This is a genomic window from Streptomyces sp. NPDC002130 (assembly GCF_040296465.1).
Classification (GTDB): domain Bacteria; phylum Actinomycetota; class Actinomycetes; order Streptomycetales; family Streptomycetaceae; genus Streptomyces.
In genome coordinates this window covers 1-1,886 of the sequence record NZ_JBEOXI010000644.1, presented here as the reverse complement: position 1 = coordinate 1,886, position 1,886 = coordinate 1, and the positions used below count along the sequence as shown (strand labels likewise).

Sequence of the window (1,886 nt, the reverse complement as noted above, 5' to 3'; positions counted from 1 at the left end):
CGCGACACCGACACGGCGAGGTCCCCGTATCCGTCGGCGTTGAAGTCGGCGGGCAGCGCCCACTGGCTGGGCGCGACCTGGCTGGCGACGGCGGTGTCGGTGGGGGCGCTGTTCGGCGCCGGGGCGGGAGCGGCGTATCTGATGCGGCGAGAGCCGCGGACGTCGTAGTCCGGGCTCCGGCTCACCCCCACCCCGACCACCACGATCTGGAAGCGGCCGAGACATTGACGACGACGGCGTCGCGGGAAGCCTCCCGAACAGAACGGTTCACCTCCGCCGCGAGGCGGCACCCGCGGGCGATGCTGTGGGCCGCGGCAGGCGTGATCACTCTCGGGTTCCTCGTCGCCCTCCAGATCGCCGCGTACCACCTCGGCATACCGGGGCCGATCACCACGCAGGCACGCGAGGTGATCCACGCCCCCAAGTCCGGGTTCCTGCTCTACGCCAGCCTCGCGCTGACGATGGTGGTGCTCACCCGGCGGCAACGGCTCGTCGCCCTCGGCACCGCGATCGGCATCGACCTGGTGTTCCTGCTGGTCCGCTGGGCGATCGGCGCCTATCCCGACGAAGGCCATCCGTTCGGCAACGGCGCGCTGTGGGTGATCCTGGGCTGCGGGATCATCGCCCTCACCCGCCGCACCGGACCGGAACGCGTCCTGATGCTGAAGGGCGTGGGGCTGGGCCTCCTGCTGGTGACCGGCCGCAAGACCGGGGACACCTGGCTGCTGATCACGTCGAAGACCCGACCGCTGGTGCTCGACCCGTACATCGCCATGGCCGATCACGCGCTGGGCAACCCGTCGTGGCTGGCGGGCCGGCTCCTCAGGGCGAGCGGCCCGGTCGGCGAGCACGCCCTCGACTACGTCTACGCCCAGCTCGCGGTGGCCGCGGTGTGTGTGGCGCTGTACCAGCTGCGCAACGTGGCGGCCGAGCGGCGCTTCCCTCGCCACCACCTGGTGCGCACCTTCCTGCTGATCGGCGTGCTCGGGCCGGCCGTCTACATGATCTACCCCGTGGTCGGGCCGATGTTCGCCTACGGCCCCGAGGGCGGGCATTGGGCGGCGGCGAACCTGTGGCCGAACACCCTGCCGCCGATCAGCACCCCGTACGCGATGCCGTTCGACGGGATCACCCCGCGCAACTGCATGCCCAGCCTGCACACGGCGTGGGCCACCACGATCTTCATCCACTCCCGCCGGGGACCGCGCGCGCTGCGTCTCGCCGGCACGTTCTGGCTGATCGCCACCCTCGCCGCGACGCTGGGCTTCGGCTGGCACTACGGCGTGGACCTCATCGCCGGCGTGGTGTTCGCGTACACGGTCGAGGCGGCGCTGCGCACGTACGACCGCGGCTGGGACCGGGCGGGTCTCCGGCTGGTCGGCTACGGGACGGTGGTCTTCGCTGTGCTGCTCGCGTCCTACCGCTTCCTGCCGCTGGAGATGGCCGCGTACCCGTGGCTCTTCGCGCCTCTGCTCCTGCTGGCGATGGCCTCGGTGGTCTACGGCTACCGGCGGACCACCAGGCTGTGGGAGGCGAAGTCGATCCCCGCGCCGCGCCCCGAACCACAACCGGAACCGGCGGTCTGAGGCGCCGGGGCGTGGTCGGCCGGCTCGCCCTCCACGCCCGGGCTCGGGCCCGGCAAGCTCACCTTCCGCACCCGGGGCCGACGAGCTCACCCTCCACGCCCGGCTCGGGGCCCGGCAAGCTCACCGTCCACCCCGGGCCGACGAGCTCACCCTCCACGCCCGGCTCGGGGCCCGGCAAGCTCACCGTCCACCCCGGGCCGACCGACTCACCCTCCACGCCCGGCTCGGGGCCCGGCAAGCTCACCGTCCACCCCGGGCCGACGAGCTCACCCTCCACGCCCGGCTCGGGGCCCGGCAAGC

The 1,886-nt window shown here is 72.9% G+C and carries 1 protein-coding gene and 2 pseudogenes; 1 reads left to right on the top strand and 2 read right to left on the bottom strand.

Annotation, left to right across the window (positions count from 1 at the left end; translation table 11 throughout):
- Positions 1-185: pseudogene (locus ABT116_RS43945) on the bottom strand (hypothetical protein); the annotation flags it as partial.
- Between the two features lie 114 nt (positions 186-299).
- Here ABT116_RS43945 and ABT116_RS43940 point away from each other — a divergent pair.
- On the top strand, positions 300-1,586 hold the full coding sequence (locus ABT116_RS43940) for a phosphatase PAP2 family protein (protein WP_351646437.1): 1,287 nt from the start codon (positions 300-302) through the stop codon (positions 1,584-1,586).
- Positions 1,587-1,644: 58 nt separating this feature from the next.
- Here ABT116_RS43940 and ABT116_RS43935 read toward each other — a convergent pair.
- A pseudogene (locus tag ABT116_RS43935) lies at positions 1,645-1,886 on the bottom strand (hypothetical protein); the annotation flags it as partial.